Annotated in this window: 18 protein-coding genes; 5 read left to right on the top strand and 13 right to left on the bottom strand. The window is 67.4% G+C overall.

The window, feature by feature from the left end; genetic code table 11:
* Positions 1 to 109 precede the first annotated feature (109 nt).
* From AAFF19_RS16790 to AAFF19_RS16775, 4 genes are all read right to left on the bottom strand, one after another.
* Entirely contained in the window at positions 110 to 1,945 is a 1,836-nt protein-coding gene (locus AAFF19_RS16790; protein WP_342720592.1) for a diguanylate cyclase, read from the bottom strand.
* 33 nt (positions 1,946 to 1,978) lie between these two features.
* The gene (locus AAFF19_RS16785) at positions 1,979 to 2,383 is read right to left on the bottom strand and encodes a hypothetical protein (RefSeq protein ID WP_342720591.1); all 405 of its coding nucleotides are present in this window, start codon (positions 2,381 to 2,383) and stop codon (positions 1,979 to 1,981) included.
* Between the two features lie 86 nt (positions 2,384 to 2,469).
* Positions 2,470 to 4,716 (bottom strand): penicillin-binding protein 1C, encoded by a 2,247-nt coding sequence (gene pbpC / locus AAFF19_RS16780; RefSeq protein ID WP_342721869.1) that lies wholly within the window; start codon positions 4,714 to 4,716, stop codon positions 2,470 to 2,472.
* 42 nt (positions 4,717 to 4,758) lie between these two features.
* On the bottom strand, positions 4,759 to 5,397 hold the full coding sequence (locus AAFF19_RS16775) for a DUF937 domain-containing protein (RefSeq protein WP_182120845.1): 639 nt from the start codon (positions 5,395 to 5,397) through the stop codon (positions 4,759 to 4,761).
* Between the two features lie 252 nt (positions 5,398 to 5,649).
* On the opposite strand from AAFF19_RS16775, the gene AAFF19_RS16770 reads away from it, so the two are divergent.
* Positions 5,650 to 6,183 (top strand): hypothetical protein, encoded by a 534-nt coding sequence (locus AAFF19_RS16770; RefSeq protein ID WP_342720590.1) that lies wholly within the window; start codon positions 5,650 to 5,652, stop codon positions 6,181 to 6,183.
* 37 nt (positions 6,184 to 6,220) lie between these two features.
* Here the strand turns inward: AAFF19_RS16770 and AAFF19_RS16765 are convergent, their stop codons facing one another.
* The 3 genes from AAFF19_RS16765 to AAFF19_RS16755 form a co-directional block, all read right to left on the bottom strand.
* On the bottom strand, positions 6,221 to 12,220 hold the full coding sequence (locus tag AAFF19_RS16765; protein WP_342721868.1) for an MG2 domain-containing protein: 6,000 nt from the start codon (positions 12,218 to 12,220) through the stop codon (positions 6,221 to 6,223).
* Between the two features lie 247 nt (positions 12,221 to 12,467).
* Positions 12,468 to 13,679: a GGDEF domain-containing protein gene (locus tag AAFF19_RS16760; RefSeq protein WP_182120847.1), complete on the bottom strand. Its 1,212-nt coding sequence runs from the start codon at positions 13,677 to 13,679 to the stop codon at positions 12,468 to 12,470.
* Between the two features lie 187 nt (positions 13,680 to 13,866).
* The gene (locus AAFF19_RS16755; protein ID WP_008906110.1) at positions 13,867 to 14,256 is read right to left on the bottom strand and encodes an Hsp20/alpha crystallin family protein; all 390 of its coding nucleotides are present in this window, start codon (positions 14,254 to 14,256) and stop codon (positions 13,867 to 13,869) included.
* A 92-nt stretch (positions 14,257 to 14,348) separates the two neighbouring features.
* On the opposite strand from AAFF19_RS16755, the gene AAFF19_RS16750 reads away from it, so the two are divergent.
* On the top strand, positions 14,349 to 15,686 hold the full coding sequence (locus AAFF19_RS16750) for a branched-chain amino acid ABC transporter substrate-binding protein (RefSeq protein WP_008906109.1): 1,338 nt from the start codon (positions 14,349 to 14,351) through the stop codon (positions 15,684 to 15,686).
* 30 nt (positions 15,687 to 15,716) lie between these two features.
* On the opposite strand, the gene AAFF19_RS16745 is transcribed toward AAFF19_RS16750, so the two are convergent.
* The 6 genes from AAFF19_RS16745 to AAFF19_RS16720 all read right to left on the bottom strand — a co-directional run bounded on the left by AAFF19_RS16745 (position 15,717) and on the right by AAFF19_RS16720 (position 22,863).
* A complete protein-coding gene (locus AAFF19_RS16745; protein ID WP_008906108.1) occupies positions 15,717 to 16,478 on the bottom strand; it encodes an ABC transporter permease in 762 nt (253 codons plus the stop codon).
* Positions 16,479 to 16,483: 5 nt separating this feature from the next.
* Positions 16,484 to 17,476 carry an ABC transporter ATP-binding protein gene (locus tag AAFF19_RS16740; RefSeq protein ID WP_182120849.1) on the bottom strand — a complete coding sequence of 331 codons (993 nt, stop codon included), beginning with the start codon at positions 17,474 to 17,476 and terminating at the stop codon, positions 16,484 to 16,486.
* Between the two features lie 131 nt (positions 17,477 to 17,607).
* Positions 17,608 to 18,564 (bottom strand): lytic murein transglycosylase B, encoded by a 957-nt coding sequence (mltB, locus tag AAFF19_RS16735; RefSeq protein ID WP_342720589.1) that lies wholly within the window; start codon positions 18,562 to 18,564, stop codon positions 17,608 to 17,610.
* A 194-nt stretch (positions 18,565 to 18,758) separates the two neighbouring features.
* Positions 18,759 to 20,783 carry a DUF3488 and transglutaminase-like domain-containing protein gene (locus AAFF19_RS16730; RefSeq protein ID WP_342720588.1) on the bottom strand — a complete coding sequence of 675 codons (2,025 nt, stop codon included), beginning with the start codon at positions 20,781 to 20,783 and terminating at the stop codon, positions 18,759 to 18,761.
* A 112-nt stretch (positions 20,784 to 20,895) separates the two neighbouring features.
* Positions 20,896 to 21,939 (bottom strand): DUF58 domain-containing protein, encoded by a 1,044-nt coding sequence (locus AAFF19_RS16725; protein WP_008906104.1) that lies wholly within the window; start codon positions 21,937 to 21,939, stop codon positions 20,896 to 20,898.
* Positions 21,940 to 21,942: 3 nt separating this feature from the next.
* Complete coding sequence (locus AAFF19_RS16720) at positions 21,943 to 22,863, bottom strand: MoxR family ATPase (protein WP_008906103.1); 921 nt, start codon at positions 22,861 to 22,863, stop codon at positions 21,943 to 21,945.
* Positions 22,864 to 22,916: 53 nt separating this feature from the next.
* Between AAFF19_RS16720 and AAFF19_RS16715 the strand changes: the two genes are divergently transcribed.
* The 3 genes from AAFF19_RS16715 (at position 22,917) to AAFF19_RS16705 (ending at position 26,151) form a co-directional block, all read left to right on the top strand.
* Complete coding sequence (locus tag AAFF19_RS16715; protein ID WP_008906102.1) at positions 22,917 to 23,870, top strand: histone deacetylase family protein; 954 nt, start codon at positions 22,917 to 22,919, stop codon at positions 23,868 to 23,870.
* Positions 23,871 to 24,007: 137 nt separating this feature from the next.
* Positions 24,008 to 24,799, top strand: a complete 792-nt coding sequence (locus AAFF19_RS16710) for an enoyl-CoA hydratase (protein ID WP_342720587.1) — start codon at positions 24,008 to 24,010, stop codon at positions 24,797 to 24,799.
* A 5-nt stretch (positions 24,800 to 24,804) separates the two neighbouring features.
* On the top strand, positions 24,805 to 26,151 hold the full coding sequence (locus tag AAFF19_RS16705) for a mechanosensitive ion channel domain-containing protein (protein WP_342720586.1): 1,347 nt from the start codon (positions 24,805 to 24,807) through the stop codon (positions 26,149 to 26,151).

The raw sequence follows: 26,151 nt of genomic DNA, 5'->3' as shown, positions 1-26,151 counted from the left end.
TTTCCATGGCCGTACGCACCACTGGACGCCAGTGGCAAGCAGATTTCAAGCCATTTTGGCCTGCAGCGCTTGTGCAGCAAGCGCCATAAGCTATCAATACAGTAGCGCTTCACGCCGTGGCGCTCTCGGGCAGCACGGGCTCTGGCTCGGCGCCCGGGCCGCGGTTGAGCATGAAGCGCATGCGCCCGCCCCGTTTGGCGGCGTACATGGCGTCGTCGGCGTGGCGTGAGAGGTCGTCAAAGGTGTCGCCGTGCTGCGGGAAAAGTGCGATCCCGCCACTGATCCCCACCTGCACACGCCGCCCGGCCAGCTCGAACGGCGTGTCGCACGCAGCGAGAATCTTGCGCGCCACGCCGCAGGCGGCTTCGGGGGTATCGAGCCCCGGCAGCAGCACCACGAACTCGTCGCCACCCTGGCGGCACACGGTGTCGGATGCACGCACGGCGGCCTGCAGGCGCTGGGCAAACTGCACCAGCAACTGGTCGCCCATGGCGTGGCCCAGGCTGTCATTGACCTGCTTGAAACCATCCAGGTCCAGGAACATCACGCCCAGCAGCTTCGCCTCGCGCCGCGCCTGGGCCATGGCCACCTCCGCGCGGTCTTTCAGCAGCAGGCGGTTGGGCAAGTTGGTCAGCGTGTCGTACTGCGCCAGGTGCGCCATGCGCTCGGCCATGGCCACGGCTTCCGTCACGTCGCGCAGCACGGCCACCGCGCCCGTCACGGCGCCATGGCGGTCGGTAATGGGGCTGGCGCTGCCTTCCACCTGAAAACGCGCGCCGCTGCTGCGGTGCACCACAATGCCGCGCACCGCATCCACTGTGCACGCCTGCTCAAGGGCCTGACGCAGCGGGTTGTCCTGCAGTGCGTCGTTGTCGGCGCTGCGCAGCATGACCACTTCATCGGCGTTGTGCCCGGCGGCGTCAAACCCTTGCCAGCCCGTCAGGCGCTGCGCCACCGGGTTGAGGTAGGTGACATGGCCCTGCGCGTCGGTGCAGACCACTGCATCGCCCATGGCGCGCAGGGTGAGACGCATGCGCTCTTTTTCGTCAAACAGCGCGTCTTCCATGCGCTTGCGCTCGGTGATGTCGGTCACCTGCACGAAGATGCCGCGCACTTCGCTGCCGTCGAAGTCAGGGGTGTACGACGCCAGCGCGTACCGCGCGACGCCCTTGGGGTCCACGATGGTGCGCTCGAACAGTTGCTCGTGCCCCTGCAGCGCCTGTTCCAGGTAGGGGCGGTTTTTCTCGTACAGCTCGGGCCCCAGCAAGTGGCTGATGTGTTTGCCCCGCATCTCGCCGGGTGCCTGGCCAAACCATTCCAGGTACGCGTGGTTGGCAAAGCGGTTGCGAAGGTCCCTGTCCCAGTAGCCGATCATGGACGGCAGGTTGTTCAATATGGTGCGCAGGTCGTGCTCGGCCTGCTTGAGTTGGCCGCTGACGGACTGGCGCAATGTCAGTTCGCGCACAAACAGCAGGCCCAGGCCCATGCAGCCCCCGATCAGCAGCAGCGCAAAGCCGCCCAGCATCCACGCGCTGCGGTACCACTTGTCCAGAATGGTGTGCGTGGCCTGGGCCACGTTGATGATCAGCGGGTAGTTGCCCACCTTGCGATATGTGTAGAGGCGTTCGACGCCATCCAGCGCAGCACGGCCGACGAACGAGCCGCTTCCCTCCCGCTGGAACCGCAGGAAGTTGTGGGTTCCGGCAATGGTCTTGCCCACATCCGCATCGCCATACGGAAAGCGCGAAATGATGACCCCGTCGCCGCGAAACATGTTCACACCGCTGTTGGGCCCGAGGTCGAGCGAGCCAAACATTTCATTGAAAAAGCTTAGGCGTAGCGCCCCCACCACCACGCCCGCAAAGCTGCCATCGGGATGCCGGTAGGCCCGCGACAGGGGCAGGATGTAGATGCCCGTGACCCGCGACGGCACGGGCTTGCCCACAAAGAGCCCCGTGTGCGTGCCAGACTCGAACGCCTAGAAGTAGTCACGGTCGGCAAAGTTGGCCTTGCGCGGAACCAGCGAGCCAGAGTCCAGGATCAGGTCGCCCTTTTTATCCAGCACAAAAACGTTGCCGGCACCCTCCATGCGCAGAGAGTTGTCAAACACCACGCGCGCACGCAGCTCAGGGGGCAGTGCCCATGTCTCGGGGTTGCCCGCCTCGCGCGCCACGCCCTGCAGGGATCTGTCGTAGGAGTCCAGGGCCCAGATCAGGCTGCGCTCCAGTGTCTGGGCCAGGTTCGCATTGGTCTGGATGGCGTAGTCCCACTCGTCCTTGCGAATGGTCCAGACCGACCGGGCAAACAGCACCCCGATGCCCAGCGAGACGAGCAGGGCCAGCCAGATCAGGCGGTGGGAGAAAAACTGACGAAGCAGGGGCATGGCAGAAAATTTGTTACCAGTTTATACAGTCAGCCTGACTTGGGGCCTACTCGTATTTCCCATCGCACACGGAAAATTGACGCACGTCAGTTTCTGCGCGGCGGCGGTGGGGGTGTCACGGCACCAGCACCCCGCACCTCGATGCGAACTTCGTCCAGTACCTGCCCCCGCGCATTCACGATCTGCACCACGTGGCGCCCCGGCCAGGGCAGCCAGGCCACGCGAGCGCCCTGGCCCAGGGGCTTGCCATCCATGCGCCAGCGAAGGCCCTCGCCTGTGGCGGTGAATTGCAGGCGCTGGCGCGTGGGCGGGATGTCCGGGTCGAGCGCAATCACCGTGCCGGACGCGGGGCTTGTGATGCGGGCAGCGAATGATTTTGAGTCATTTTGGCCTCTGGCGCTTTGCCAATAAGCGCTGGCAGCTCCTGAATCAATAGCGAAAACGGCTTGCTCGGTGCCCGCGGTAAACCACTCCTGCCGCGCGGCCTCCAGCGGCTGGGGCGCGGCTGCACCCTCTGCAGCCACGGCACCAAACCGCACGGCGGCCTGCACCAGCCCCGCAGGCGCCTTCGGTGCACGGCTGGGCGCGCGTGCGTGCAAAAAGCCCATCAGTGCCGACCAGATGGGCGCCGCGCCGCTGGTGCCGCTCACATCGTGCATGGCCGCGCCGCTGGCGTTGCCCACCCATACGCCCACGGTGTAACGCTCGGACCAGCCCACGGCCCAGTTGTCGCGCATGTCCTTGCTGGTGCCGGTTTTCACGGCGGTCCAGAAGCGCGTGGCGAGCACGCTGTCGGTGCCGAACGTGCGGGCGCGGGCGTTGCCGTCCGAGAGGATGTCGCCCACGATGAAAGCGGCACGCGCATCCAGTGCCGGGGTGAAACGCGGCTTCGCGGCCTCCTGCAGCGCCACGGGGCTCAGCCGCCCGCCGTTGGCGAGCGTGCGGTAGGCATTGGTCAGGTGCAGCAGCGGCACCTCGGGGCTGCCCAGCGCCAGGCTGTAGCCAAAGTAGTCGCCGCTTTCGCGCAGTGGCAAACCGGCTGCAACCAGCTGGCGGTGGAACGCATCGGGCGTGACCATGACCAGCGTGCGCACGGCCGGCACGTTGAGCGAGGCCGCCAGCGCCGTGCGCACCGACACCCAGCCCTTGAACTGCCGGTCGTAGTTCTGGGGGATGTACAGGCCGCTGGCCGTGGTGATCTGCGCGGGCGAGTCCTCCACCAGAGACGCCGCCGTGAGCCGCCGCTCGGCAATGGCATGCGCGTACAGAAAAGGCTTGAGCGTGGAGCCCGGCTGGCGCAGCGCCAGCACGGCATCCACCTCGCTGGCCTGGCTGAGCTGGCCCGACGAGCCCACCCACGCCAGCACCGCGCCCGTGGCGTTGTCCAGCACCAGCACGGCGCCGTCTTCCACATTGCGCCCGCGCAGCTCGCGCAGGTGCTGCTGCAGGGTCTGCGCGGCAAAACGCTGCAGTGGCGCGCGCAGGGTGGTGGGCACGCGCTCGGGCATGGCCGCACCGTCCTTGAACTGCTGGCGCAGCAGGTAGCGCGCAAAGTGCGGGGCCACGCCCTCGCTGGCGTCAAAGGCGCGGCGCTGCAGCGCGGCGGTAGCGAAGAGGTCCAGCGCATCGCAGTCCACACGCGCTGCGGGTGCATGGGGGCGCTGCTGCATGTCGCGCAGCACGCCGCAGGCCCGCTGCGCCACCAGCGCAGGCCGGGCGTTGGGTGCGCGCACCAGGGCGGCGGCCACCGCCGCCTCGCGGTCGTCCAGGCCATGGGCGGCCTTGCCAAACAGCGTGCGGCTCAAGGCGTCGATGCCCACCAGCTCGCTGCGAAACGGCACGAGGTTGAGGTAGGCCTCCAGGATCTGGTCCTTGCGCCAGCGGCGGTCGAGCACCTGGGCGGCCACCGTCTGCCCGAGCTTTTGCACCACGGTGCGCCCGCCGGGGCCCTGGCGCCAGTCGCCGTCCAGCAGGCCCGCCAGCTGCATGGTGATGGTGCTGGCCCCGCGCGTGCGCTGGTTCCACAGGTTGCCCCAGGCGGCCGCCGACGCGGCGCGCCAGTCCACACCGCTGTGTTCGTAAAAGCGCTTGTCCTCGCTGAGCACCAGTGCCTGGCGCAGCGCAGGCGACACGTCGGCCAGCGGCACCCACTGGCCGCGCCGCACGGTGGCATCGGTGCGCAGGCGTTGCAGCACCTCGCCCTCGCGCGAGAGGATCAGGGTGTCCGACGGGCGGAAATCTGCGCGAACTTCATTAAAAGTGGGCAGAGCGCTTGCTGTGCCTGCGCAAGCAGCTATTAAAAATGAAGCAATGCGTGGCAGAGCCCCGCGCAGCCGCTGCCGTAAGCCAAGGGCCTGCACGGGGTGCCGGGAGGCTCAGCGGCGCCCGCCCAGCAGGCCGCCACCGATCTTGATCAGATCACCCAGGCCGACCTGGCCGTCGCCGTCCTGGTCGAGCAGGCTGCCCAGCAGGTCGCCACCCACGCCACCCTGCTGGCGCACCTGGGCGTGCTCACGGCCCAGCACCGCGCCCAGGCCACCGGCGTCCATGCCGCCCGCCTGAGTGCGCTGCGCCAGAAACGCCATCACGATGGGGGCAAGGATCTGCAGCAGCTGCCCCGCATTGGCCCCCAGGCCCGTGGCCTGGCCCAGACCCGCTTCGGCGCGCTGCTGGTTGCCCCCAAAAATGTGGCCCAGGATGCTGGCGCCATCGGCGGCACCCCCGGCACCGCCACCGCCTCCCATGCCGCCGAGCACCGAGCCCAGCAGATCGCCGAGCCCGCCACCGCCAGCGGCGCGGCCCACGTGGTCGCGCTGCAGGGCGCCCAACAGGTCGGCCGCGCCCTGGGGCTGCGCTGCGTTGCGCCCCAGGGCGCCTAGCAGCATGGGCAGCGCCGCCGCTACCGCGCTCTGCGCCTGCGAGGGGTTGGTGCCCAACTGGCTGGCTATCTGCTGCAGCGGCGCGCCCTGCAGCTGCGACAGCAATTCATCGGTGAGAGAGGCGGGTGCGTTCATGGTGTGCCTTCAGAAAGAAATGCGGGCCGCTAGGTTAACTGATGGCGGTGTCTGGCGGCCCACGGTGAGGGGCGGGAGTCAGGCACCCTCGGCTGCCGCACTACCCGCGGCCGCCCTGCCTGATGCACGGTGAAACCCTGGTGACAATAGAGGCTTTTTTCGCCGCCTGCCAGGGCGCCGTTCCAGCACCTTTCCCCTTCATGTCTGTTTCCGATATTTTTGCCGTCCCTCCCGCTGCGGACAACCTGCCGCGTGGCCCGCACGCGCCGCCTGCTGTGGGCTGGCTGCGTGCTCTGGGCCCTGCTGGGCTATCCCATGGCCCCGTGGCTGCCCGTGACCATGGGCTGGGAAAACGGCGTGCTGGAGAACCTGCAGCTGGTGCAGCTGCTGGCCGGCGCCGGGCTGGCGTGGTGGTTTGCGCGCACCGGCCGTGCGGCCCTGGGCTACCCCGCTGTCATGGTGTGGCTGGTACTGGCCGCCCGCGAGCTCAGCTGGGGTGCCACGCTGTGGGCTGCGCCGCTGGGGATGGGCTGGGCGGGTCCAATCTATTCGTCCTCCGTGCTCTGGTACAAGCCCTTCGTGTACCCCGCCATCGGGGCCTTGCTGGTGGCGGCCGGGGTGGCGCTGGTGCGCTCCAAGGCACTTTCCATGTTGTACAGACTGGCGCGCTCAACCCCGTTTGTCTGGGTAGAGCTCGTGCTGGCAGCGGTTGCGGCCATGGCGGCTTCGTATTTCGAGGGTCTGCGCCTGCACGCCAGGCCCTCAGGCCACGGCAACGCGGCTTAGGCAGGGCGGAGGGATTGGGCTGCGCAGCGGTGCCTGCTCACTTCACCGGCTCTACCTTCACCCGCGCGTTCGGCGCCTCGCCAAACATCTCGGGCGCGTACAGCGCCTCCACGCGGCTCGGGGGCAGAGCGAAGTCGCCCACGTTGTTCAGCCGCACGGTGTATTCCATGGTGACCGTGCCCTTGGGCAGGTACTCGTAGTAGCTGCGGAAGGACTCGAAGCTGCGCTCCTCGAACGCGGGCCAGCCCGCGCCGCTGCGCCGCTCGCCCTGCGTGGCGATCTGCGAGTCGCGGCCCAGCCCACTGCCCAGGATGGTGGCGCCGCCCGGGATCGGGTCGGTGATGGCCACCCAGGTCATATCGGCGCTGGCATTCACCTCCAGCTTCACGCGCAGCACGTCGCCGCGCGTGTACTGGCCGGCGGGCAGCGACTTGTTGGCCTGCTCCACGGGCGTCACGGTCTTGGTGATGGTGTACCCGGCCGAGAACGGCGCCTTGAGCTGCACGGCCGCCACCGACTGCAGCGTGAGCCAGGGCTTGCCCGGGCCCTGGTGCGTGACCGCCAGGTTCTCCTTGCCGCCCGCCTTGCCCCAGGCCAGGAACATGTCGTTGTTGCGCAAGTTGCCGGGCGACGCGGGCGCGCCGAACCACGGAACGCCCCGTGTTCCTTCCATGCCGTTCTGGTGCGCGGCGCCCGTGGCGTCGCTTACCTTCACGCGCTCCACCTTGCTCCAGTCCACGCTGGCGGTGTTGCCGCCCATCGCAGCGCGGGTGGTGCCCGAAACCGGCGTGGCCTCGAACCTGGCGCTGAATTTTTCCAGCGCCAGAGCGCCCCACAGGTTGGCCGTGGTGGTGTGCCAGGCGCCCGCCTGCTGGCGGCTGATGAAGCCGTTGGCCAGGCGCCCCATGTCGTCCTTCCATGCCGGGTCGTCCATCACCGCCAGCATCAGGCGCGCGGTGTTCACGTCGCCGTTTTGCATCAGCCACCACCAGTAGTCGTCTTGCTCGGTGCTGAAAACGAGTTTGGAGCCCTGGAACGACAGGCGCGCACGCAGTATCTGCATGGCCTCGGCCAGGCGCTGGTCGCGCTGGGGCACATCGGCCACGCGCTTGAGCACATTGACCCAGTCGATCACCGTGTGGGTGGGCCACTGGTTGGGCGCAATGGTGATGCTGCTGACCATGCGGCCCTGGGCCTTGCCATAGCGCGACAGCGCTTCCAGCGCGGCCACCTTGCGCATGTCCAGGTCTTTGCGGGGGCTCCAGAAGCTGCGCTGGATGCGGCCTTCCACAAAGGCGATCAGACCACGCTCCATGGGCGCGCGGGCTTCGTCGGGCAGCGCAAACGCGGGGTTGATGCTGGCTGCCTCGTGCGTGGCGGCCAGCAGGTAGGCGGTGAGCGTGTCGCTGCCGCGGTTGGCATCACCGTCGCGCGGCGGGAAGTAGTTGGCCAGGCCGTCGCTGTCGAGGTACGTGGGCAGCTGCGCCACCACGGTCTGCCACAGCGCACCGTCGCGCAGGCCCACGGCCTTGCTGGTCTTTTGCTCCAGGCAGGCAAACGGGTAGCGCGCCCACCAGTCGCGCACGCCGGGCAGGCCTTCGGCCAGCTTGGGCTGCAGCGACATCTTGAGGCCGCCCCGGCCGGGGATGGCGTCCGCTGGCGGGTTCACGTCCAGGTTGAAGCTGCCGTCCACCTGCACCAGCGTGGCCTGCTGCACCGTGAGCGGAACGGCCGGGATCAGCTTCTGGCTGGCTTTGAGCGCATCGCGCGCGCCGCCCACGGTGTCCTTGGCCTCGATCTCCCACAGGATGGACTCGGCGCGCGTTTGCGCTAGCTGCACAGGGGCTGTCACGTTCCACGCCACCTCACGCGCTTCGTCAGGCGGGATATCGATCGTCTGCGGCGAAAGCTGAAGCAGCGTGGCGCGCGGCGCCACCTCCACCTTCATCGCCGTCTTGGTGGTGTTGCGCAGCGTGATCTGCGCGCGGAACTGGTCGTCCTCGCGCACCAGGGGCGGCAGGCCGCTGATGATCTGCAAGTCCTGCGTGGCGCGGATGCTGGTGCTGCCCGTGCCGAAGAGGCCGGTGGCGGCATCGGCCACAGCCACGATCTTGAACGTGGTCAGTGCATCGTTGAGCGGCACCGTCACCCTGGCCTGGCCGTTGGCGTCCAGCTTGATGGCGGGCTCCCACAGCAGCAGGGTGTCGAGCAGTTCGCGCGTCTGCGCCTTGCCGCCGCCGCCGCCCGCGGGCACCGCCTTCTTGCCATAGTGGCGGCGGCCGATGATTTCCATCTGCGCGGTGGCGGTCTCCACGCCCCAGCTGCGCCGCTGCAGCATGGCTTCGAGCAGGTTCCAGCTGGTGTTGGGCATCAGTTCCAGCAGGGCCTGGTCCACGGCGGCCAGGGCCACCTCGGCGTTGGCGGCGGGTTTGCCGCCGGGCAGCGTGGCGGTGATGGTGACCTGGGCCTTGCCGCGCACGGCGTAGCTTTCCTTGTCGGCCTGCACCTTCACGTCGATCTGGTGGGCCTGCGTGCCCACGCGGATCTCGGCCACGCCGAGGCGGAATGCGGGTTTGGAAAGATCCACCAGCGCGGTGGGCGCCTGGTATTCCTTGCCCTCGTACCAGAAGGACGTCCACCACTCGCGCGGTGCCTTGAAGCCCCAGGTGAAGAAGCTGTACCACGGCACCTCGCGCAGGCGGCCGCGCAGGGCCAGCACGCTCACGTACACGTTGGGGCCCCAGTCGGGCTGCACTTTCAGGCTCACCGTGGGGTCCTGGCCGTTGAGCTGCACCACCTGCGTGTCGATGATGCCCTCGCGCTCCACCGCCACCAGCGCGGTGGCAAAGCGGAACGGCATGCGCACCTGGAACCTGGCGGTTTCGCCGGGCTGGTAGCTTTTCTTCTCGGCCAGCAGGTCGATGCGGTCGTGGTCTTCGCCACCAAACCACAGCTCGCCCTGGCGCGTGACCCATACCGACGACGCGGCCACGCTGGTATTGCCGTCCTTGTCGGTGGCCGTCACCACCAGCTCCACCTCGCCGGGTTCGTCGAGCTTGGATTCGCACAGCAGCAGGCCGCGCGCGTCGCTCTTGCCGCTGCACAGCGTGCCCAGGTCTTTGGTCTCGGTCTGGTTGTCGTAGCTGTAGAAGCCGCCCACCATGCGCTTGCGCGTGCTGGTGGTGATGCGGGCCATCGCCTGCACCTGCAGCGAGGTGTCGGCCGCCGGCTTGCCACTGTGCTGCAGCGCCAGGGCCTGGAAGCGGATCTTCTGGCGCGCCGACACCCAGCCTTCGGTCTTGATGCCGGCCACGACGCCCGCGGGCCACAGGTTCTGCGTGCTGCGGATCGTCTGCACCTCGCCATTGGGGTCGGCATAGGTGGCCTCCAGCACCAGCTCCTGCGGCTGGCGTATCTGGGGCACGTTCTCGATGGTGACCTTGCCCGCGCCATTGCGGTCCAGCGTCAGCGGCAGCTTGTCGGCGATCACGCGGGCGTCCTGGCTGGCCGTGGCTTCTTCATCGTCGCTGCTGGCATTGCTCTGCTCGCGCTTGCGCGGCGGGTTGAAGCTGAAGGTGTCGTAGTCGTCGTACTGCAGGTACTTGCCGCGCACCAGGGCCGACACGCGCACCGGCAGGTTGGCCGCGGCGCCGCCCGCCACGTAGTTGACCTGCACATCGGTGGGCACCGAGCGCACGCGCACCAGCGCCTTCTTGTCTACCGGCGTGATGCGCCCTTCCAGCACGGGCAGGCGGAACTCCTCCACGCGGAATTCGCCCGAGCTGAAGCTGCGGCCGCGCTCGGTGTCGCTGCGCAGCTCCACCTGGTACACGCCCAGCTTGGCCGCGGGGGGTATGGCGAAGGTGCTCTGCGCGCTCTGCCCGCCAGTGGCGGTGCCACGCCAGGCCAGCGGCTGTGTGAACTGCTGGCCGCTGCCCACGTGGGTGATGACAAGGGTCTCCGGCACGGCCTGCGGCAACGCAAAGCCCTGGCGGGTCTGTGCGCGCACCAGGTGCTTCATCGACACGGTCTCACCCGCGCGGAACAGGGTGCGGTCAAAGATGGTGTGGGCATGCTCGTCCGGGCGTGGGTCGCTGCTGGTGGGTACGTTGAAGCGCCAGGGTTCGATGCCGCGCTGCCAGTCGCTCCAGGTGAAGGCCATGTCCTCCACGCCATCGGCACCGTTGTGTCGCGCGCTCACAAAGTAGGCGTTGCCACCGTCACCGTAGTAGCCCTCTTCGCTGCAGCGGGTGGGGTCGGACGACAGCCCTTCGATGCGGGCCACGCCGTTGGCATCGGTGGTGGCGTTGGTCAGCTCGTTGCCCTTGCAGTCGCTCACGCGCACCGTGGCGCCCTGCACGGGCTGGCCCTTGTCCAGTGTGGTCACCCAGGCCATGGCGTTCTCGCGGCCCAGCTTGAAGTGAACGCCCAGGTTGGTGACCAGGGCCGAGGTGCGCACATACATCGTGCGGCTGTCGCCCAGGCGCTCGTCCAGCAGCGACGCGCCGAGCTTTTGCGATGCGATCTCCACCACATGAAAGCCCGGCGTGAGCGGGATGCCCACCACCTCGAAGGGCCGCACATCGTTGCTGGCAGGTTGGGGCAAATCCAGCGTCTTCACGCCGCTCTTGCCGGCCAGCAGCGAGACGGTGCGCGACTGCACATGCTCGCGCTCGTCGTCGATCACGCGGGGCAGCGGGCCGGTCACGTCCTGGCGCGCCTGTCTGCGGCTCACGGTGTGGTTGTCATAGCGCTGCACCTTCTTGAACCAGGCAATGATGTCGGCGTCGGTGCGGGGCTTGAGCGTGCTGACCTTGCCAGCGGGCGCAGCGCCCGGCTGCAGGCCCTGCACGCGCAGCGCGGCTTCCACATTGCGCAGCGTGACGGGCAGCAGCGCGGGTGGCTTGTCGGCGGCCGGGCCTTCGGCAAACCGCTCGACGATGCCGAAGGGCGCGGCGGCAAACTTGGCCAGCGGCGGCGTGCCGCCTGTGGACACTTTCAGCGGGAAGTTGTCGGCGTTGCGCAGCTTGCGGCCCGAGGCGTCCTGGAAGTCCTTGGGCAGCTCGATGCTGAACGCCGTGTTCTCGGCCAGGCCGGGGCCGAACTGCACGCTGCTCAACAGCGCATCCGGGTCCACCTTGCGGCCGGGGGTGTCGCCGTCCAGGCGGGGTTTCAGCGTTTCCTTGGCGGACTTGAGGCGTATGCCCTCGGCCAGCGTGCGCGGCACCGGGGCGTTGAACGACAGCGTCATCGGCAGGATGGGCCAGCACGCGGCCTGGGCGTTCTCGCGCTCGCAGCTGAACTCGGCGGCAAACGGCTCGCGCACCTGGTAGTCGTAGCGTTTGTCGATGGCGTTGGGCACGCCGCTGGGCGTGGCGACGCCCTTGCCATACACCAGCTGCATGCGCGAGCCCGAGGTCAGCCTGCGGTTGCAGGCCACCGTGAGGTACTGCAGGGGGCTTTGCGCCGCCCGCTTGTCGAGGCCCAGTGCCTTGAGCACGTCGGTCCGCTCGGTGCCGTCGATCAGGCGCACGGGGATGCGCTCGCCAACGCCATCGGCCGTGCACCACACATTGGCCTGCACGCTGGCCAGCGTGGCCGGGCCATTGAGCTGCAGCACAAAGAACTGCTCCTCGTCGATGGCCTGGTAGGTGCCCGGGCGGATGTGTTGCACAAACGGGCCGCCGCTATTGAACTGATAGCTCTTGGCGCCCGTCAGATCGGCGCCAGAGGCCGATTTGAACCCTGGCCTGGCCGTGGCGGTGCAGCGCACGCCGGGCGGCAGGTCACGCTCGAAGTCAAACACCCATTCGCGCTCGCCCGTCCACCGGGCTGTGCCCTTGGTGGCCTCGGCGTCGCTGCAGCTCAGGGTGAAGGGCGCGGGCGCCTTGGGGTCACCAAAGTTGACCGCTGCGGCATCGAACTTGGCCACCATCTGCCGCACCCGTGCCACTTCGCCCTGGGGGCTGAAGCTGACGATCTGCAATGCCTGCGCCGGGGTGGCCAGCAGCAATCCGCCCCACAGCAGCGTGGCCATGCGCGCCGGGGTGTTCCTCCAAGATATCGTTTTCATTGTGTGTTGCTCTTGCCTGCAAGGGGTGTGAGCGTAGCTGATACCCCCGCCCAGGCGCCACCGCGCGCCGCCGGCCCACAGGGCGAAAGTGTGAAAAATTGCTGCAGCTGCCCCGCTGCAGGCCATGTGAATCAGATGCTGCAAAAATAATAGCTATCAGCGCTTTATGGGTAAGCGCTGGAGGCCATTTTCAGCAGATATTTGGCGTTGCTTACCCGTGGATCGAAGCCGCTGCCGGCGCAGCCACGCACACGCGGTTGCGGCCATTGCTCTTGGCCTGGTAGAGGGCACCGTCAGCGCTGGCGATGAGCGCATTGGCATGGAAAGGGCCGCTGCTCCAGGTGGCGGCCCCGATGCTCACGGTCACGGGAATCGCCGTGTCCTGCCACCGAAAGGGGGCCTCCTGCACTGCCAGGCGCAGCTGTTCGCCCACTTGCTGCGCACCCTCTGGCGAGGTGTCGGGCAGGAGCACCAGAAACTCTTCGCCACCCCAGCGGGCCACCAGATCGCTCGCCCGGGCGCGACGCTTCAGCAGCTGTGCCAGTGTTTGCAGCACATGGTCGCCCGCCGCATGGCCGTGCTGGTCGTTCACCCGTTTGAAGAAGTCGATGTCCACCATCAATGCCGACAACGGTGCGCCCCGGCGTTGTGCGAGCAGGGCTTCGTGCGCCATGAAATCGTCGGCCGCGCGGCGGTTGGGCAGGCCGGTAAGGGCGTCGTGCGTGGCCGCCTGGCTCAACTTGCGCTGGAGCTTGTACAGCACGACGCCCGCCAGGGCCAGGGACATGCCAACCGAAAAGAACAGCCACCCCATGGAGCCCAGTACGCCCAGCGACTGGTTGAGGCTGTCTTCGCGGATCACCCGTTCAGGATGCTGCAGCACGAAGATTGCGCGGATCACCAGCAAGCCGCTGGCGATGGCTGAGGGGGCGCAGAGGAAAGCGCCCAGCACGCGCGGCGCATGTGCGCTTTCGTGCCGTATGCACTGCAGCATGGCAACGGCAGCAAAGCCGCACAGGCCGCTGGCCAGCAAGCTGGTGGCGGCCATGCGCCACGCAGAATGTTCGTGCGAAATCCACACCCATTGGATCAGAGCGCCGAAGACCAGCAGCGCAAGCAGCGCGTGTTCGGCTGGCGGTTTGCCGGTGATCACCTGCAAGCCCCGCACCTGCAGCAACAGTGCAGCCACCAGCAGCAGGTTGCTCACCGCGTGGCCATGGATGTCCGGCCAGCGGCCCATGTTGAGGTACACCACAAACGCAAGGCCCTGCAGGAAGGCAAAGCCGGCCCACTGCACCGCGGCGCGGCGCGCGGGGGCCAGCAGCGCCGCCACCAGCAACCACCCCAGAGCCACAAAAAGCTCCAGCAATATGCCGACCAGCAAGGTGGCATGGGCTGCAGACAGGTTTTCGAGGGAAGCCATCGCAGTATCTCGGGGCCTTGCAGATGCCGGGGGCGGCACGCAGTGATCGGAGTTTGGGGGGTGAGGAGGCCCTCCAGGGGCGGCGCGGGGCGATCTTATCGGACGCCGGGCGCCGCCGCATGGCAAAAAGCCCGCCGGGAGTCGCTACTCCCAGCGGGCCTTGCCTTTGTGTAAAAAAGAATCTGACTTACTGCACCAGCAGCTGTACCGACTTGTCCTCGGGGGCCAGTTTGGCCAGCGAGAGGGTCAGCACGCCGTTTTCAAGTTTGGCGGTGCTTTGGGCCGCATCGATGTCGCTGGCCAGCTCCCACGCACGCTGTACGCGGCGGGGGGCGCCTTCCACGCTGTGCAGGCGCACGACATTGCCTTCGATGCGGATCTGCAGCTGCTCGCGGGTCAGGCCCGGCACGTCCAGTTGCAGCGTGGTGGCCTTGTCATCCTGCGTGACCGTGCAGCCCGCGGAGCGGGATGCTGCGGATTCGGCCACCGTTCCCAGCAAAAAGCGCTGCAGTGCCAGATCGGCAGGACGGGGTGCCTGGGCGTAGGCGGCGCGGCGGATCACGGGGGCGAAGATCATGGGGTACTCCTATACACTGCGCGGCTCTCGACGTGGTCGCCGCATGCCAAGGAGGTGTGTGCGGCCACGCCGCATTTCAAGGGAAAAATGGCATGAATAAATTGCGCTCCGTGGGCTTGAAAAAAGGCGCAACGGCATTACGTCAATCCGCTTTCGCGCTGGCCATCGCGCTCGGCAGTGCACTGGCACCCGCCTCCGCCAGCTGGGCGCAGACCGCCGCGGCGGTGGCCCCGGCCAAGCCGGTGAAGGTGGCACTCATCGAAAGCCTCTCGGGGGCCTTTGCCAACACGGGCGAGGCCGTGTACCGCAACATCTACTGGGCCCTGGAGCGGGTGAACGCGCGCGGCGGCGTGCAGTTGCCCGCCGCAGTGGGCGGCCCCCGCCCGCTGGCGCTGGAACGCTACGACAGCAAGGGCCAGAACGAAGAGGCGCTGTCGGCGCTGCGGGCCGCCATCGACGATGGCGCCCAAGTGATCCTGCAGGGCAACTCGTCGGCCACGGCGGCGGTGCTGATCGAGGCGATCAACAAGCACAACGAGCGCGAGCCGAGCAAGCGCGTGATCTTCCTCAACTACTCGGCGGTGGACCCGATCCTCACCAACGAAAAGTGCAGCTTCTGGCACTTCCGCTTTGACGCCCATGCCGACATGCGCATGGCTGCGCTGATGGAAGTGATGCGCGAGGACTTGGGCCTCAAGAGCGTGTACCTCATCGGCCAGGACTACAGCTTTGGCCAGGCGGTGCTGCGCGAGGCCAAGAAGCAACTGGCCGCGCAGCGCCCCGACGTGGCGGTGGTGGGCGACGAGCTGCACCCCGTGGGCCGCGTGAAGGACTTCGCGCCCTACGCCGTCAAGATCAAGACCAGCGGCGCGCAGGCGGTGGTTACGGGCAACTGGGGCAATGACCTCACCTTGCTGGTGAAGGCCGCAAGGGAGGTGGGTTACGAGGGCAGCTTCTACACCTTCTACGGCAATGCACTTGGAGCGCCCGCCGCCATCGGCGACGCGGGCATCGGCAAGGTGGTGGCCGTGGCCGACTGGCTGCCCAATGTGCCGGGCGCGCAGAGCGAGGCGTTCTACCAGTCCTTCCGCACCCGATTCCCCAAGCCGCAGGATGACTATGTGCACATGCGCATGCAGCTCATGGTGGAGGCGCTGGCCCAGTCCATCGAGCGCGCGGGCAGCACCGACGCCGTGGCCGTGGCGCGCCAGATGGAGAGTGCGAACGTGCAGCTTTCGGGCCAGGGCGGCAGCATGCGCGCGGCGGACCACCAGTTCCAGCAGGCCCTGGTGGTGGGCGTGATGGACAAAAAGGGCGCGCCGGGTGTGAAGTTTGACGTGGAAGGCTCGGGCTACGGCTTTCGCGTGGTGCGGCAGATTCCCGCCGCCAAGGCGCAACAGCCGCACAGCTGCAACATGCAGCGCTATTGAACGGCGCCCGCTGAAGCGGGCGGCGCACCATCAGCGCCGGATGCGGTGCCCCGTCTTGAACACCCACCACACCACCACGAGGCACAGGGCCATAAAGCCGAGCGTCATGCTGGTGCTCACGCCGATGTGCACGTCGGCCTGCCCGTAGAACGCCCAGCGCAAGCCGCTGATGAGGTAGACCACCGGGTTGAACAGCGAGACTGTTTGCCAGAACGGGGGCAGCATGCTGATGCTGTAGAACGCGCCGCCCAGGAAGGTCAGCGGCGTGATGACCAGCAGCGGGATGACCTGCAGCTTCTGAAAACTGTCGGCCCACAGGCCGATGATGAAGCCGAACAGGCAGAACGTGACGGCGGTGAGCACCAGAAAGCCCACCATCCACACCGGGTGGGCCACCTCGTACGGCACAAACACCCGGGCGGTGGTGAGGATGAGCACCGACACCAGGAGGGACTTGCTGGCCGCCGCGCCCACATAGCCCAGCAGTACCTCCACCCAGTTCACCGGCGCGCTGAGCAGCTCGTAGATGGTGCCCGACCACTTGGGCATGTAGATGCCGAAGGCTGAGTTGGAAATGCTCTCGGACAGCAGCGACAGCATCAGCAGCCCGGGGATGATGTAGGCGCCGTAGCTGACCCCGCCGATGTCGCCCATGCGTGAGCCGATGGCGGAACCGAACACGATGAAGTACAGCGCGGTGGTGAGCACGGGCGCAATGAGGCTTTGCATCCAGGTGCGGAACGCACGGTTCATTTCGAAGCGGTAGATGGCGCGCACGCCATGCAGGTTCAAGCCGGTCATGCTGCAGTCGCTTTCTGGGGCGAAGGGGTTGGGTCTTTGTCCTCGTGCACCAGGCTGACGAAGATGTCTTCCAGCGAGCTTTCGCTGGAATGCAGGTCCTTGAAGTCGATGCCGTGGTCGGCCAGGGCGCGCAGCAGGGCGGCAATGCCGGTGTCCTCCTGCTGCGTGTCAAAGCTATAGGTGAGCACAGTACCGCCCTGGCTGAGCACCAGCGGCCAGCGCGCCAGCGCTGCAGGCACCTGCTCCATGGGCTGCTGCAGCGTGATGGCCAGTTCTTTCTTGCCCAGCTTGCGCATCAGCACGGCCTTGTCTTCCACCACGATCAATTCGCCCTTGCGGATCACGCCGATGCGGTCGGCCATGTCCTCGGCCTCTTCAAGGTAGTGCGTGGTCAGGATGATGGTGGTGCCCGCATCGCGCAGCGCGCGCACCAGGCGCCACATGTCGTGGCGCAGCTCCACGTCCACACCGGCGCTGGGCTCGTCCAGGAACAAGATCTTGGGCTCATGCGACAGCGCCTTGGCGATCAGCACGCGGCGTTTCATCCCGCCCGACAGCGCCAGGATCTTGCTGTCCTTCTTGTCCCACAGCGACAGGTCCCTGAGGATTTTCTCGATGAACGCCGGGTTCGGCGCCTTGCCGAACAGACCGCGGCTGAAGTTGACCGTGGCCCACACGGTTTCAAACGAATCGGTGTGCAGCTCTTGCGGCACCAGGCCAATGGCCGCGCGGGCGGCACGGTAGTCGCGCACGGTGTCATGGCCGTCGGCGGTGATGGTGCCCTCGGTGGCGTTGCTCATGCCGCAGATCACGCTGATGAGCGTGGTCTTGCCTGCACCGTTGGGGCCCAGCAGCGCAAAGATCTCTCCCCGGCGGATGTCCAGGTCGATGTTCTTGAGCGCCTGAAAGCCGCCCGCGTAGGTTTTGCTCACGCCGCGCGCACGGACGATGGCGTTTGCGGCTGGGGTGGTAGATGTTGGTGCAGGCATGGGACACGGGTCCGGAAGAAGTGAGCCGCCGCACCGGTGTTACCGGCTGTGCGGGGAGTCGAAAGGCGTAGAAGGGCCCGATTGTGAACCCGCTGGCGCGGGCCTGCACGGGCGGGGGCCAGGCGCCGGTTTCAACGCGCCCGGGCTGCCGCCACCTCGCGGCCCAGCTCGATCACGGCCATGGCGTAGTAGCTGGACCAGTTGTAGCGGGTGATGGCGTAAAAGTTTTCGGTACCGGCGACGTAGGACGGAGCGTCGGGGCCGTTTTGCAGCTCCACCAGCGCCAGCGGCCCTGTGTGCTGCGCACCCGCTGCATCCGGCATGGCGCCCTTGGCCTGCAGGCTGGCGGCGCTGAAGGTGGGCAGTATGTCCGGTGCGAGCAGGTCATCGAGTTGCAGGCGGCTGGGGTCGAACTGCACGCCAAAGTGGGTGGGCATGCCCGGCGTCCAGCCGTGGCCGATGAAATAGTTGGCCACCGAGCCGATGGCGTCGGCCGGGCTGTTGAAGAGGTCCACGCGCCCGTCGCCATCAAAATCAATCGCGTAGCGCACCCAGCTGGAGGGCATGAACTGCCCCAGGCCCATGGCCCCGGCATAGCTGCCGCGGGGCTCGAACGGGTCGATGTTGCTGCGGTGGGTGAGGCTCAGGAACTGCTCCAGCTCACGGCGGAAAAACTCGGTGCGCTCCGCGGCGCGCGGGTGGGCTGCCGGAAAGTCAAACGCCAGCGTGGCCAGCGCATCCATCACGCGGAAGGTGCCCATCTGCTGGCCATAGATGGTCTCCACGCCGATGATGCCCACGATGATTTCGGCGGGCACGCCGTACTCGCGCTCGGCCCGCGCCAGCGTGGCCTGGTTCTCCTGCCAGAACCGCTGCCCGGCCCGTATGCGCACCGGGTCGATAAAGCGGCTACGGTACACCCGCCAGTTCTTGGCCGTGCCCCGGGCCGGCGGCAGCATGAGCCGTGGCACCTGGGGCAAAAAGCGCGCCTGCCCGATGGCCTGGCGCACCCATTCACGGTCCAGGTCGCGGCGTGCCGCCAGGTCGTCGGCAAACTGCAGGGCCTCGGGGCGTGATGCGTAGAGCACGGCGGGCTGTTGCCTGGAGGCGGTGTTTTTTGAGGTTTTTTGGGCGTTGGCGCTTACTGGTATTGCGGTGATAGCTATTAAAAAAATAGCTATTCCTGTCCATCTGTCTGTCTTCTTCATTGCGGTTCGTCGTTACTTTGCGTTGCCAGAAACCCATGGTGCCAGCGCGAGGCTGCCGGGGATCTGGGGTGGCGTCATGGCCTGGGCCAGGGCAGGCTGCGAAACGCGCGCCGCAGCTTGGCCAGTTCGGTGGCAGGCCGGGGGGCATAGCGCAGTTGCTCCAGCTGCAGCAGCCAGTCGCTCAGGCTCTGGGCGGGCGCGCCGAAGTGCGCCTGTACCCGCTGGGCGATTGCGCGCGGTGGCAGATTGTCGGGCAGTACCAAGCCAGCACGCGCCAGGCGCTGGCGCGTGCGCGCCAGCAGGCGCAGCCACGGGTCGTGCTGGCTGCGCTCCCAGGCGCTCCAGCCCATGCCGCCCAGCGCCGCCGCTAGCACCAGCGTGCCCAGCAGCGTGGTGAGATCCTGCCAGCTGGGCGACTCAAACCCCAGCGCCTTGAGCAGGTCGAGCTGGCGCTTCTGGGTGTAGTTGAGCACCCACTGGTTCCAGCTGTTGTTCACGGCCTCCCACACCGCGCGCAGGTTCTGCACCATGCCCGGGCTCAAGGTGCCCATGGCGGTGGCAAATGCGCCCTGCGGCGCCCGCAGGCGCTGGAAGGCACCCACCCGGTTGGGCGCAATCGCGCCGGTGGGGTCCACGCGCACCCAGCCACGGCCTTCCATCCAGACCTCGGCCCAGGCATGGGCGTCGGCGTTGCGCACGGTCCAGTAGCCGTCCACCGGGTTGCGTTCGCCGCCCTGGTAGCCGGTGACGATGCGCGTGGGCACATCCAACGCCCGCATCAGCACCACGAAGGCCGAGGCAATGTGTTCGCAAAACCCCTCCTTGCGGTCGAACCAGAATTCGTCGGCCGTGTGCTCGCCGTACACACCGGGGTCCAGGGTGTAGCTGTAGCCACCGGTGCGCAGCCGCTGCAGCACCGCATTGACCAGCGTTTCGGCGCTGGCCGTGGCCAGCGCGGGGTCTGCACGCATTTGTGCCGCCAGCGCCAGCGTGCGGGGGTTGAAGCCGGTTGGCAGCTCGGTGTACACCCTCAGCTGCTGCACGGCTTGCTGCGGGCCATGGCGGAACTGTGGGTAGCTCACCGCCTGGTAGCGCATCACTTCGGTGATGGGGCGTGTGGTCATCCACTGTAGGTCTTGCGTCATGTAGGCCTGCATGCTGGGCAGCTGGGGCGCATCGGGGGTGGCCTCCAGCACCATCAGCCAGGGCTGGCGCTGCGGCTCCAGCGTGACCTCGTAGCGCACCGCCGGGCCGCTGACCTGCAGGTTGGCCGGCACCGCCACACGGGCAGCCCAGGCACTGTCTTCGCGGAATGGTTCCGCCTGCCATTGCCGGCCGTCAAACGACGTCATGACCGGGCCCCGGAAGTACAGCGCCGACTGGGGGGGGACGTCGGTGGGGGCGCCTTCAAAGCGCAGGCGGATCGCCACGCGTTCATCGAGCGCGATTTCGGCCATCTCGCCCACGCGCATCGTGCCCGACAGGCCGCTGCGCCCGGTGAGGTTCTCGCCCGGCATGCCCCACAGCGGTGACATGCGCGGGAACAGCATGAACAGCGCCACCATGATGGGCGCCCCCAGCAGCGCCATGGTGCCTGCCATGCGGAACGTCTGGGTGAGCGGCGGGCGCCCCACGGGCATGTGGGCGTTGACCAGCGCCATGAGCAGGCCCAGCAGCGCCACCAGCATGGCGGCGGCGGTCAGCAGCGACTGGGAGAAGAAGAAATTGCTGAGCATCGTGAAGAAGCCCAGGAAGAACACCACCATCGCATCGCGGCGCGCGCGCAGCTCCAGCGTCTTGAGCGCCAGCAGCATGACGATGAGGGTGACGCCCGCATCGCGGCCGAGAATGGTGCGGTGTGTCAGCAGCGTGCCCGCCACCGCCACCACCAGCAGCACAGCCACCGTCCAGCGGCCGGGCAGGGGCCGCCCCGCCCAGGCCAGCCAGCCGCGCCACAGCAGCAGCCCGCCGGCCAGCACGCTGGTCCACACCGGCAGGTTGGACACCTGGGGCGCAATCACCCACACGATCACGAACAGCAAAAAAAGCGTGTCGCGGGCGTCGCGAGGCAGGGATGCTAGGGTCTGGCGCAGGGTCATGGCAGTGGGGCGAACCCGGCTGTTGGCAATGAAAATGCTATTGAAAATATAGCTATAGGCGCTTGATGGATAAGCGCTGGAGACCATTTTGGCATGAAATTTTCGGGACGATTCAGCACAGCGCCAGCGCCTCCAGGCAGTTTCTGCGGTGGGCGGCGCCCGTGTCCGGGGCAATCTCCACGCCGGGCAGCCTGAGGCCGTAGTCCAGCCCCAGGCGGTCTGCCTGCAACACCCAGGCGGTCAGGCGTGAGACGCGGGCTTCGTGCTCGGGCAGGGCGGCACGGGCCAGATCCAGCCACAGTTCGTGCCGCTGCGCCTGCTGGGAGTCGCGGCTGACCAGGTCATCGGTGCCCGTGCCCAGCGACTTGGCCGCTTTTTTCCAGACCACCAGCTTGAGCGGGTCGCCCCGGCGGTAGGCACGCACGCCATCAAATTCGCCAATCCCCTGGGATGGCGCGCTGCCCGTGCCGCCAGCGCGCGGCTCGCCCGGTGGCAGGGGCGGCGCGGGCGTTTCGGGTGCCGGGTACACCAGCACCTTCGCCGCGGGGCGCCAGTAGGTCCATACGCGAAAGGTGCCCAGCGGGAAACGCGTCTCGGCCATGAGGGTGGGCACGCCGTGCAGGCCCCGGCGTTCGGGCTTGAAGGCCACCTGCACGCCGGACTGCCCCTGCGCCGGCACATCGGTCCAGGCCCAGTGGTGCGCCTCCTTGCCATCGGTGTGCACCGACAGGGCAATGCCGTAGCGCGGCGTCTTGCGGTCGCTGGACAGCTGGATATCGAACGCGGCGCTGGTGCCCATAAAGTGCGGCTCGGGCGGCTTCAGGTGCAGCGTGAGGCCGCGCAGGTTGGCGTGGCATATGTGCATGCCGACCACAGCGCTGCCCGCCAGCAGGAACGTGAGCAGATACCCCAGGTTCAGCTGGTAGTTGATCGAAGCGACAAGAAGCACCCCCAGCGTCAGCGCCAGCATCCAGCCCGCGCCCGTGGGCAGGATGTAGACGTTGCGCTGGGTGAGGACCAGGGTGTCGCTGAGCGGCAGGCGCGCCTGCCACCAGCGCTGAAAGCGGCTGCGCAGCGGCGCCAGCGGGTTCAGCCGCCCCGCCAGGCGGTGCCAGCGCCCGGCGGGTGACAGGGGGATCGGGGCAGCGGGATCCATGGCTCAGGGCAGGGGCACGGCTTCCACCATGGCGCGCACCTGCTCCACCGCGCCCCGCCCGGCATCGCCCACGGGCACGAGGCGGTGGGCAATGGTCTGGGGCAGCACGGCCTGCACATCATCGGGTGCCACATAGTCGCGCCCGCTGATGAGCGCCTGGGCCTTGGCTGCGCGCACCAGGGCAATGCCTGCGCGGGGCGACAGGCCCTGCAGAAACCAGCGGCCCGAGCGCGTGGCCGCGATCAGGTCCTGCACATAGTTGAGCAGCGGCTCGGCCGTATGGATGGCCTGCACCTGGCGCTGCAGCTCGGCCAGTTCATCGTCGGACAACAGGGGCAGCATGGTGTCCACCATGTCGCGCCGGTCCGCGCCCGCCAGCAGCACACGTTCGGCGGCGCGGTCGGGGTAGCCGATGGAGATGCGCATCAAAAAGCGGTCGAGCTGCGACTCGGGCAGCGCGAAGGTGCCCAGCTGGTCGTGCGGGTTTTGCGTGGCGATCACGAAGAACGGGTGGGGCAGGGCGCGGGTTTCGCCCTCCACCGACACCTGCTTTTCTTCCATGGCTTCAAGCAGCGCGCTTTGGGTCTTGGGGCTGGCGCGGTTGATCTCGTCGGCCAGCAGCACCTGGGCAAACACCGGGCCGGGGTGGAACACGAAGGCCTCCTTGCCGCGCTCGTACACCGACACACCGGTCAGGTCGCTGGGCATGAGGTCGGCCGTGAACTGCACGCGCGAGAACTGCAGGCCAAAAGTGCGCGACAGTGCGTGGGCCAGGGTGGTCTTGCCCACCCCCGGAACATCCTCGATCAGCAGGTGCCCTCCTGCCAGCAGACAGGCCACGCAGTCTTGGACTTGCGCCTGTTTGCCCACGATCACCGTGTTAAGCTGATCCAGTAACGATTTGATCTTGTGCTGTGCATTCATGGCGCGACGTTATCCGAAAAACTCCAAATAATGCGAGACGCGGGGACAAGACTGTGAGCAAGACGGGCTATTTCACCCATCGGGACTGTTGGAAGCACGAGATGGGCCCGGGCCACCCCGAATGCCCCGAACGGCTGGACGCCATCGAAGACCGCTTGCTGGTCACTGGTGTGGGCGATGCGCTGGAGCGCTACGACGCACCGGAGGCCTCGCTGGCCGACATCGAGCTGGCCCACGGCCGCATGCACATCGCGGCGCTGCGCGGCCTGTCGGACCGGCTCAATGAAGAACTGTTGGCCGGCGGCCCCAACTACGCGCAGATCGACACCGACACCTCCATCAACGCCCACACCTGGAAAGCCTCGCTGCGGGCCGCCGGGGCCGCGCTGGCTGCCACCGATGCGGTGATGGCTGGCGAGGTGGAAAATGCCTTCTGCTCGGTGCGCCCGCCGGGCCACCACGCCTGTCGCGACAAGGCCATGGGGTTCTGTTTTTTCAACAACGTGGCGGTGGCCGCCAAATACGCGCTGCAGCGCTACAACCTGCAGCGGGTGGCGGTGGTGGACTTTGACGTGCACCACGGCAACGGCACCGAAGACATCCTGGCCCATGACCCGCGTGCGCTGATGGTCAGCATCTTTCAGCACCCGTTCTACCCCTACAGCGGTGACCACGACCCGGCACCCAACATGGTGAACGTGCCCGTAGCGGCGTACACGCGGGGCATGGATATCCGCGAGATCATCGAGGTGATGTGGATGCCCCGGCTGGAAGCCTTCAAGCCCGAGATGATCTTTGTCAGTGCAGGCTTTGACGGCCACCGCGAGGACGACATGGGCCAGCTGGGCCTGACGGAGCAGGACTACGCCTGGATCACCCAGCGCGTGAAGGATGTCGCCCGCCGCTTCTCCAAGGGCCGCATTGTGTCGTGCCTGGAAGGCGGCTACGTGATGGGCCCGCTGGCGCGCAGTGTGGAGGCGCACTTGCGCGTTCTTGCGGATCTTTGATGCGCGCTGTGCTGCCTGCCGCGGCGCACCAGGTGGGAAACGCTAGGGGGCCTGTCATGGCCGGTTCTACGGTGCCACTGGCCTCATGCGCGCCTGACTCAATCGCCGCTCGCATTGCCGAGCACAGGAGATGCAACATGACGATTCCAAATTCAGACGATCTGCTGCAGATCACACGTGATGCGCGCGGTGTGGTCACCCTCACTTTGAACGACCCTGCGCGTTTCAATGCCTTGGGCGCTGAAATGCTCTCTGCGCTGCAGCAGGCGCTGGACGATGCGGGCCGCGACGAATCGGTGCGCGTGGTGGTGCTGGCCGCAGCCGGCAAGGCGTTTTGCGCGGGCCACAACCTCAAGGAGATGGCTGCGAACCCGGAGCTGGCTTACTACCAGCAGCTTTTTGCGCAGTGCAGCCGCATGATGCTCACCATCCACAAGCTCAGCGTGCCTGTCATTGCGCGGGTGCAGGGCATGGCCACCGCAGCAGGCTGCCAGCTGGTCGCGCAATGTGACCTGGCGGTGGCGGCCGACTCGGCCAGCTTTGCCACCAGCGGCATCCACTACGGCCTGTTCTGCGCCACGCCCAGCGTGCCGCTGGTGCGCAACGTGCCCGCCAAGCGGGCGATGGAAATGCTGCTGACAGGGGATTTCATCGATGCCCCTACCGCGCTCGCGCAAGGGCTGGTGAACCGTGTGGTGCCCGCCGACGGGCTGGATGCGGAGGTGGAGAAGCTGGTGCAATCCATCGTGCAAAAGCCCCGCGTGGCGGTTGCCATGGGCAAGGCGCTGGTGTACCAGCAGCGTGAGCTGGGCATCGATGCCGCCTATCAGCTGGCAGGCCCCACCATGGCTGCCAACATGATGGATGCGGCCGCGCAGGAGGGCGCGCTCGCCTTTGCTGAAAAGCGCCAGCCCGCCTGGAAGCGCTGAACCCCATGGCTGCGACCGACCTGCCCATGCTGCAAGACCTGGGCCGCTGGGCCGAGGGGTTTGTTCGGCCCACCGTGCTGATCGAGCTGGCAACGCTGGCTGCGTGTGTCGGCCTGGCTTGGTTGCTGGTGTCCGCGCTTCAGCGCGGGCTTCACCGGGGGGATCCCCGTTCCATTCTGTTTGGCGCGCGGATCGTGGACGGTGCGCTGTTCCCGCTCGCCCTGCTGGGCCTGGCCTATGTGTCGCGCACCTTGCTGGTGCTGTGGTTTCCCCTGGCCGTTTTCAAGGTGGCTGTGCCGGTGCTGGTGTCGCTGGTGGTGATCCGCATTGGCGTCAAGGTCCTGCAGGTGGCTTACCCGGATGCGGCCTGGGTGCGCCCGATGGAGCGATCGATCTCCTGGCTGGCATGGCTGGGCATGGTGCTGTGGGTGACAGGGCTGCTGCCGCTCGTGCTGGACGAGCTCGACAAGATCCAGTGGAAAGTGGGGGGCGCCACCCTGTCGGTGCGAACGCTGATCGAGGGCGCGCTGACCGCCGGGGCGGTGCTGCTCATTGCACTGTGGATATCTGCCGCCATCGAGGCGCGCCTGCTGCGCTCGGCCACCGGCGCAGAGCTGTCGCTGCGCAAGGCGGTGAGCAATGCCGTGCGCGCGCTGCTGATTTTCGTCGGGCTGATCATGGCGCTGTCGGCCGTGGGCATTGACCTGACCGCGCTGTCGGTGCTGGGCGGTGCCGTGGGTGTGGGCATTGGCTTTGGCCTGCAGAAGCTGGCGTCCAACTATGTGAGTGGCTTTGTGATTCTGGCCGAACGCAGCATGCGCATTGGCGACAACGTGCGGGTGGACAACTTCGAGGGGCGCATCACCGGCATCAACGCGCGCTACACCGTGGTGCGTTCGCCGGCAGGCCGCGAGTCCATCGTGCCCAACGAGATGCTGATCATCCAGCGGGTGGAGAACCTGTCGCTGGCAGACCCGCGGGTGTGGTTGTCCACCGTGGTCAGCGTGGGGTACGACAGCGATGTGGACCTGGTCACCCGGCTGCTGGGCGAGTCAGCACTTGTTAACCCCCGGGTGCTGCGCGATCCGGCCCCCAGCGTGGCCCTGTCGGCATTTGGGGCAGACGGCCTGGAGTTCACCGTGGGCTTCTGGATCGCCGACCCCGAGAACGGGTCGCTGGGGCTGCGCTCGGACATCAACCGGGCCATCCTCGCGGCCCTGCGCGCCCACAAGATCGAAATCCCTTATCCGCAGCGGGTCATGCATGTGCAGGTGGAGGGGCCAGTTCCGGTGGCGGGGGCCGTGGTGGAACAGGTGGCATCGCGTGCCGACCAGCCCCCACGGCAGCGCTGA

Source organism: Acidovorax sp. FHTAMBA (assembly GCF_038958875.1).
In the GTDB taxonomy this organism is placed as follows: Bacteria; Pseudomonadota; Gammaproteobacteria; order Burkholderiales; family Burkholderiaceae_C; genus Acidovorax.
This window is presented reverse-complemented; position numbering and strand designations above follow the sequence as displayed.

Coding starts and splice junctions, on each gene's coding strand:
- AAFF19_RS16705 (WP_342720586.1), top strand. CDS start 24,805: ATGGCTGCGACCGACCTGCCCATGCTGCAAGACCTGGGCCGCTGGGCC.
- AAFF19_RS16720 (WP_008906103.1), bottom strand. CDS start 22,863: ATGAATGCACAGCACAAGATCAAATCGTTACTGGATCAGCTTAACACG.
- AAFF19_RS16765 (WP_342721868.1), bottom strand. CDS start 12,220: ATGGCCACGCTGCTGTGGGGCGGATTGCTGCTGGCCACCCCGGCGCAG.
- AAFF19_RS16775 (WP_182120845.1), bottom strand. CDS start 5,397: ATGAACGCACCCGCCTCTCTCACCGATGAATTGCTGTCGCAGCTGCAG.
- AAFF19_RS16740 (WP_182120849.1), bottom strand. CDS start 17,476: ATGCCTGCACCAACATCTACCACCCCAGCCGCAAACGCCATCGTCCGT.
- AAFF19_RS16750 (WP_008906109.1), top strand. CDS start 14,349: ATGAATAAATTGCGCTCCGTGGGCTTGAAAAAAGGCGCAACGGCATTA.
- AAFF19_RS16785 (WP_342720591.1), bottom strand. CDS start 2,383: ATGCCCCTGCTTCGTCAGTTTTTCTCCCACCGCCTGATCTGGCTGGCC.
- AAFF19_RS16710 (WP_342720587.1), top strand. CDS start 24,008: ATGACGATTCCAAATTCAGACGATCTGCTGCAGATCACACGTGATGCG.
- AAFF19_RS16760 (WP_182120847.1), bottom strand. CDS start 13,679: ATGGCTTCCCTCGAAAACCTGTCTGCAGCCCATGCCACCTTGCTGGTC.
- AAFF19_RS16755 (WP_008906110.1), bottom strand. CDS start 14,256: ATGATCTTCGCCCCCGTGATCCGCCGCGCCGCCTACGCCCAGGCACCC.
- AAFF19_RS16730 (WP_342720588.1), bottom strand. CDS start 20,783: ATGACCCTGCGCCAGACCCTAGCATCCCTGCCTCGCGACGCCCGCGAC.
- AAFF19_RS16725 (WP_008906104.1), bottom strand. CDS start 21,939: ATGGATCCCGCTGCCCCGATCCCCCTGTCACCCGCCGGGCGCTGGCAC.